Below are 5,668 nucleotides of genomic sequence, written 5' to 3' on the forward strand. Positions count from 1 at the left end.
GTGCCGGTGAAAGCGGCGTCAAAGGTGATGCCCTTGTACTTGAAGTACTCGCCCAGACGCACGCTTTGCTGGCGCCCCATGGGGCTGAGCACGTCGTAGTCGTCTTCGCCAAATGAGGCCTGGCCGTGGCGCACGAGATAGAGGGTTCCCATGGGCAAATTGTGGCGCGCTGCCCCCCTGCGTTTAGTCTCGCGCGCGACTGGGTGTTCGAGTGTTGAGGCCTCAGCCAAAAAAAGCAGCCGTTCCAGCAGGGGCCGCAGGCGCAGCGCCCCCTCGGGGGGCAGCGCACTACGCGGAGCGAGAAGCGTGGGGGCCGGCAGTTAGCACCTTGGCGACAGTCGCCGTGTCCACATTACCGCCGCACAAGGTGGTGCCCACCACCAGTCCTTTGAGCTGACTGCGCTCCTGCATGGCTGCGGCAAAGCTCGCCGCGCCCGCACCTTCGGCCACGTTGTGTGTGTCGGCATAAAGGTCGCGCATGGCCTGGGCCACTTCGTCGTCCGTCACCTTCACGACGCGTTCCAGGTGCGGCAGCAAGACATCCAGCGCGGCCTGGTCAGCGACGCGGCAGGCCATGCCGTCGGCCAGGTAGGTGGTCACCGGTGCTTCAATCACGCGCCCCGCGGCCAGCGAGTCGGCGTAGGTGGTGGCGTGCGCGCTGACCACGCCCACGATGCGCAGCTTGCGGCCCAGCGCCAGCTTGGCGGCAACGGCCGAACACGCGCCCGAGCCCTGGCCTATCGGCACATACACCACGTCGAGTTGCGGCACTGCCAGCATGAATTCCCACCAGTAGGTGCTGACGCCGCGCAGTAAATCCGCATGAAAGCTCGGCACCATGTGGGCGCCGCGTTCGGCAGCCAGCCTCTTCGCAAACTCGCGGCTTTCCTGGAAGTCGTTGCCGTGCTCGATCAGTGTGACGCCCAGTGCGCGCATGGCGGCGTTTTTCTCCACCGAATTGCCATGCGGAACCACGATGGTGCAAGGCACGCCGTGCGCGCGGGCGGCCCAGCCTATGCTCTGGCCGTGGTTACCGCGTGTGGCGCTGATGGCTTCTCGCGGCAGCTCGCCGCGTTGCTTGAGCGCCTCAAAGTAAGTGAGCCCGCCGCGCAGCTTGAATGCGCCCACCGGTGTGTGGTTCTCGTGCTTGATCCAGCAGTCGGCGCCCAGCCGCTGGCTGGACAGGCCCCAGCGGTACTGCGGCGTGGCCTGGAACTCGCGGTAGACGACACGGGCCGCGTCTTCAATCTCCAGCAGCGAAGGCAGCATGCTGTTCTCCAGCTCTGGCGCGCGGTCGAGTACGGCGCTCATTGGGTGACCCCCGCTCTGCGAGCTGCGGCATTCGCCTTGGGAACGGCCCGGCGGCTCATGCGGCCGCCCGCTTTTCAGTCAGCAGGCGCAGCGCCAAAAGGCCCAGCACCGTGCCCATCACATAGCGCTGCACGCGCATCCAGCTGATGTTGCGGTTCAGAAAGCCTGCAATCGCCGCCGCAAAGCAGATCAGCACCGTGTTCACGCTCGTGCTGACGCTGATCTGCACGGCGCCCAGCGTCAGGCTTTGCAGCAGCAGGTCGCCGCGTTCGGGGTGCAAAAACTGCGGAAAGAAGGAGAGATAAAACATGGCGACTTTGGGGTTGAGCAGGTTGGTCATAAAACCCATGAGGAAGAGCGTGCGCGGCGGGTCATGCGGCAGCTCGCGCGTTTCAAAAGGCGCCAGGCCCCCGGGCTTGACGGCCTGCCAGGCCATCCAGAGCAGGTAAGCCGCGCCTGCCACCTTGATGGCGTCAAAGGCCAGCGGTACGGCCAGCAGCAGTGCGGTTAGCCCGAACGACGCGGCCAGCAGATGGACGACAAACCCCAGCGCCACGCCGCTGAGCGACACCAGCCCGGCGCGGGGGCCCTGGCACAGCGTGCGCGAGATGCAGTAAATCATGTTGGGCCCGGGCGTGAGCACCAGCACCAGGGCGGCGAGGGCAAACCAGGCGAGTTCTGTGCTCGTAAACATTCTCAGGCTCCTTTGGATTCCAGCGTGACGAGGCCGCGCGGCGTCTGCAGCGTGGCGATGAGATTGGGCGGGCCTTGCGCGAGGCCTACGCCAGCCAGCCCTATGGCTTCATAGCCGCCGCGCAGCGCGTCGGGACGCGGGTGGCTGGCGTGCAGCGATTGCAGCGTGACGCCTGAGGGCGCCATGCCATCGGCCGGATGCACGTCGCCCCACTGGATCAGCGTGGGCAGCGCACCGTAAAACAGCCTCTGACCATCTTCACGCACGGTAATTTTCCAGCTGAGCTGGCCTTGCGGCGTCATGCGCGAGACGTCCAGCGCCTCACCGCGGTCCAGCCCCAGGCGGGAAAGCGCCCGCACCGCCGCGATCACACGGGGCGTCGAGGCGACAAAGTGCGCGAGCTGCGGGCCGGTCTTGCTCAGCCGCAGCTGCAACTCATGATCATCCAGGTCATACCAGCGTCTGGCCGGTGCCGTACGCGGGGTTTGCTTGTCCGGATTGATTGCAATGATTTCGAAATAGGCGCGTGGAAAGGCCGGCGAGGCCACTGTGAAGAGCCGGTTGTGCGTGCCCATCAGCGGATGCTCGCCGCCCGGCCCGGGCGTGATGCCCAGCACGCGTTCGCACCACTGCACGCCTTCGGCGAGGCTGGCCGCCACCACCACGAGGTGGTCGACCTGCGAGGCCAGCGGCGGGAGTGTGGTGCTGTGTTCCATGGTTAGGGCTGGTTCCTAAAGCGTCACGCTTCCGTCAATGCAGGTGACCGATTCGCCGCCCACCCACATCTGGCCGGCTGCATCGCGCTCGATATGCACCTGACCGGCACGGCCCAGGCAGACACCTTGCGAGGCGGTATAGCGCTCGGGCGCGTGGCCTTCGGCAATCAGCCACTGGGCCAGGCTGGCATTGAGGCTGCCGGTGACGGGGTCTTCGTCGACACCGATGGGAGAGGCGAAGGCCCGAACTTCAAAATCAGGGGTCGTTTCAGGTGCGGAGGCTGCGAACGCCTTGGCTTCGCGGTTGGCGCGTGCAATCAGCGGCGCGGCTTCCTCACGTGGGTAGCGCGCCACCACGCCGACTTTGGTGCCCAGCTTGGCCAGCGCCTTGTGATCGGGCGCCAGTTGCAGCACAGTTTCCGGGCTGTCCAGCAGCAGGCCCAGCCACATCGGGCCGTTGTCCAGGCACTGGGCGGCGAGGATGCTTGTCGCTTTTAATCCCAGCGCGCCGGCTACCTGCGCCAGCAGCGAGGGGCTGGGCGCGGAGCGCTTGAGGGCCGGTGCGGCAAATGCGAGGCGCTTTGTGCCAGTCTCGCGGCGAATCTTCACCAGGCCTACTTTGCACTCCTGCACGATAAAGTCTTTGCTGTGCGCTTGCCCACCGGCTTCCAGCCAGCTGTGGCAACTGCCCAGCGTGGGGTGGCCGGCAAAAGGCAGTTCGCCGCCGGGCGTGAAGATGCGCACGCTGTAATCAGCCGTGGCGTCTGTGGGTGGCAACAGGAAAGTGGTTTCCGAGAGGTTGGTCCACTTGGCAAAACGCTGCATGGCGGCATCATCCAGGCCGCTGCCGTCGATTACCACGGCCAGGGGGTTGCCGAAGTAAGGGGTGGGTGTGAACACGTCGACTTGCTTGAATGCGCGCTGCTTCATGGGGTTTCTCGGTTTTCCAGGGGAGGTTTGAAGATTTATGACAAAGGCAGGTCCAGCACGCCGCGCGTGGCGGGCCGTGCCAGGAGGGTTTGGTACCAGCGGTCCAGATGGGGACGCACGGGCCGCGGCTGCGGCAAGCCGAACCAGCGGTGCATTTCGCAGCCCAGCGGAATGTCGGCCATGCTGAACTGGTCGCCGCCCATGAACGCATGGTCAGCCAGATGTGCATCGAGCAGTGTTAGCAGCGCTTCGGTGGCGGCTACGGACTGCGCAATCAGTTCTGTATTGCGCTGCTCCGCTGGCGTGCGAATCCACTGCACGAAAGCCGTGCGTCCGGCCGGGTTGAAGGTGGTCTGCTGCCAGTCCATCCACTGCTCGGCGGCAAAGCGTTGCGGCAGCGTTGTGGGATAAAAATTGCCTGGCGAGTGCTTGGCGCAGAGGTAGCGCACGATGACATTGGACTCCCAGATGAGCACCTCACCGTCTTCCATCAGCGGCACCAGCGCATTCGGGTTCTTGCACCGGTAATCGGCCTCCTTGACGATACCGAACTGGCCCCCGGCGTCGGTTCGCTGCATCGTGAGGCCCAGCTCCTGCGCGGCCCACACGACTTTTCGCACGTTGATGGAGCTGATGCGCCCCCAAAGATGAAGCATGTCAGGTCCCTTTCGCGTTCATCATGCTGCCGCGCGCAGTTGAGGCAGGCCGGCAGGTAGTTGCTCGCGTATGGCCGCAGCCAGCGCGGCGATGCCGATGTTGATTTGCTCGACGCTGGACGTGACGAACGAGAGGCGCAGCGTGCGGGCGTCGGCATGGTCGGCGTAGAAGGCCCAGCCGGGCACAAAGGCCACGTTGCGCTCCACGGCCTTGGGCAGCAGGTCGATAGCGTTCATGCCTTCAGGCAGGCGCACCCACAAAAACATGCCGCCGGCCGGTGTGTTCCAGCTCACACCTTCGGGCATGCCCTGCTTCATCGCGGCCAGCATCGCGTCGCGCTGCGATTTGTAGAGCGCGCGAATGGTCGGCACGTGGCGGTCCAGGAAGTTGTTCTTCATGGTCTCGACCACCATGCGCTGGTTAAAGCCCGGCGTGTGCAGGTCGGCCGCTTGCTTGGCTTGYAGCAGCTTGGGGTAGAGCGACTTGGGCGCGACCAGRAAGCCCAGGCGCAAACCCGGCGCCAGGATTTTGGAGAAGGAACCCATGTACACGCAGCCTTCGGGGTTGCGCGCGGTAAGCGGCAGTGGTGGCGGTGTGTCAAACCACAGGTCGCCATAGGGGTTGTCTTCGACGATGGRCAGGCCCAGGCGCGCGGCCTCGGCGCTCAGTGCGGCGCGGCGCGCTTCTGTCATGGTGCGGCCGGTCGGGTTCTGGAAGTTGGGCAGCACATAAAAGAAACGCGCACCGGCGGCCTTGCTGGCCAGGTCCTTGACGTCCACACCTTCATCGTCGCTGGCCACGCCGACGATTTCGGGCTCCATCGGCGTGAAGGCCTGCAGCGCGCCCAGGTAGGTAGGCGTTTCCACCAGCACGCGGCTGCCGGCGTCGATCAATATCTTGGCGATCAAATCCAGGCCCTGCTGCGAGCCGGTGGTGATCAGCACCTGCGCCGGGTCGACTTCCCAGGGCAGCATGGCGGCCACCATCTCGCGCAGCGGCGCATAGCCTTCGCTGGCCGCATACTGCAGCGCCGCATGGCCGTCTTCGCGCAGCACCTTGTCACAGGCTTCGCGAAAGGCGGCGACCGGAAAGGTCTTGGGTGAGGGCAGGCCGCCGGCAAAGCTGATGATGCCGGGCTTCTCGGTGACCTTGAGGATCTCGCGGATCACCGAGGGGTTCATTTTTTTAGCGCGCTGCGCTTGGGTCCATTCCATTTCACTCTCTCCTTATGGGCCGTCAAAAGACAACCGGGCACAAAAATTTTTGGCAAGATTTTCAAAAGCCACTGTCCGGTGGCTGCCGGGAGCGGGGACGACTTGGCGCATTCATTCTGCCCCCGCTCCGTGCACTTGTCTTTGCT

The 5,668-nt window shown here is 64.9% G+C and carries 8 protein-coding genes; all 8 read right to left on the reverse strand.

What is annotated here, in order from left to right; all coding sequences use genetic code 11:
* A partial coding sequence (locus tag AC1D1P_RS12755) for a histidine phosphatase family protein (protein WP_477673246.1) occupies positions 1 to 152 on the reverse strand: 152 nt, incomplete at its 3' end.
* Between the two features lie 136 nt (positions 153 to 288).
* The gene (locus AC1D1P_RS12760) at positions 289 to 1,311 is read right to left on the reverse strand and encodes a threonine dehydratase (RefSeq protein WP_477673239.1); all 1,023 of its coding nucleotides are present in this window, start codon (positions 1,309 to 1,311) and stop codon (positions 289 to 291) included.
* Positions 1,312 to 1,366: 55 nt separating this feature from the next.
* Positions 1,367 to 2,005, reverse strand: a complete 639-nt coding sequence (locus AC1D1P_RS12765) for a LysE family translocator (RefSeq protein WP_477673240.1) — start codon at positions 2,003 to 2,005, stop codon at positions 1,367 to 1,369.
* Between the two features lie 2 nt (positions 2,006 to 2,007).
* A complete protein-coding gene (locus AC1D1P_RS12770) occupies positions 2,008 to 2,721 on the reverse strand; it encodes a VOC family protein (RefSeq protein ID WP_477673241.1) in 714 nt (237 codons plus the stop codon).
* A gap of 15 nt (positions 2,722 to 2,736) precedes the next feature.
* Positions 2,737 to 3,651, reverse strand: a complete 915-nt coding sequence (locus tag AC1D1P_RS12775; protein ID WP_477673242.1) for a PhzF family phenazine biosynthesis protein — start codon at positions 3,649 to 3,651, stop codon at positions 2,737 to 2,739.
* Between the two features lie 35 nt (positions 3,652 to 3,686).
* Positions 3,687 to 4,307: a glutathione S-transferase family protein gene (locus AC1D1P_RS12780; protein ID WP_477673243.1), complete on the reverse strand. Its 621-nt coding sequence runs from the start codon at positions 4,305 to 4,307 to the stop codon at positions 3,687 to 3,689.
* Positions 4,308 to 4,328: 21 nt separating this feature from the next.
* Positions 4,329 to 5,522 carry an aminotransferase-like domain-containing protein gene (locus AC1D1P_RS12785; protein ID WP_477673244.1) on the reverse strand — a complete coding sequence of 398 codons (1,194 nt, stop codon included), beginning with the start codon at positions 5,520 to 5,522 and terminating at the stop codon, positions 4,329 to 4,331.
* On the reverse strand, positions 5,486 to 5,668 hold a 183-nt coding region (locus AC1D1P_RS12790; protein ID WP_477673245.1), incomplete at its 5' end, for a hypothetical protein. The genes AC1D1P_RS12785 and AC1D1P_RS12790, both read right to left, overlap by 37 nt.

Source organism: Polaromonas sp. P1_E1_2, from assembly GCF_056406035.1.

What these genes read in the sequence shown, in the direction of transcription:
- AC1D1P_RS12760 (WP_477673239.1), bottom strand. Translation starts at nt 1,311, where the DNA reads ATGAGCGCCGTACTCGACCGCGCGCCAGAGCTGGAGAACAGCATGCTG.
- AC1D1P_RS12765 (WP_477673240.1), bottom strand. Translation starts at nt 2,005, where the DNA reads ATGTTTACGAGCACAGAACTCGCCTGGTTTGCCCTCGCCGCCCTGGTG.
- AC1D1P_RS12770 (WP_477673241.1), bottom strand. Translation starts at nt 2,721, where the DNA reads ATGGAACACAGCACCACACTCCCGCCGCTGGCCTCGCAGGTCGACCAC.
- AC1D1P_RS12775 (WP_477673242.1), bottom strand. Translation starts at nt 3,651, where the DNA reads ATGAAGCAGCGCGCATTCAAGCAAGTCGACGTGTTCACACCCACCCCT.
- AC1D1P_RS12780 (WP_477673243.1), bottom strand. Translation starts at nt 4,307, where the DNA reads ATGCTTCATCTTTGGGGGCGCATCAGCTCCATCAACGTGCGAAAAGTC.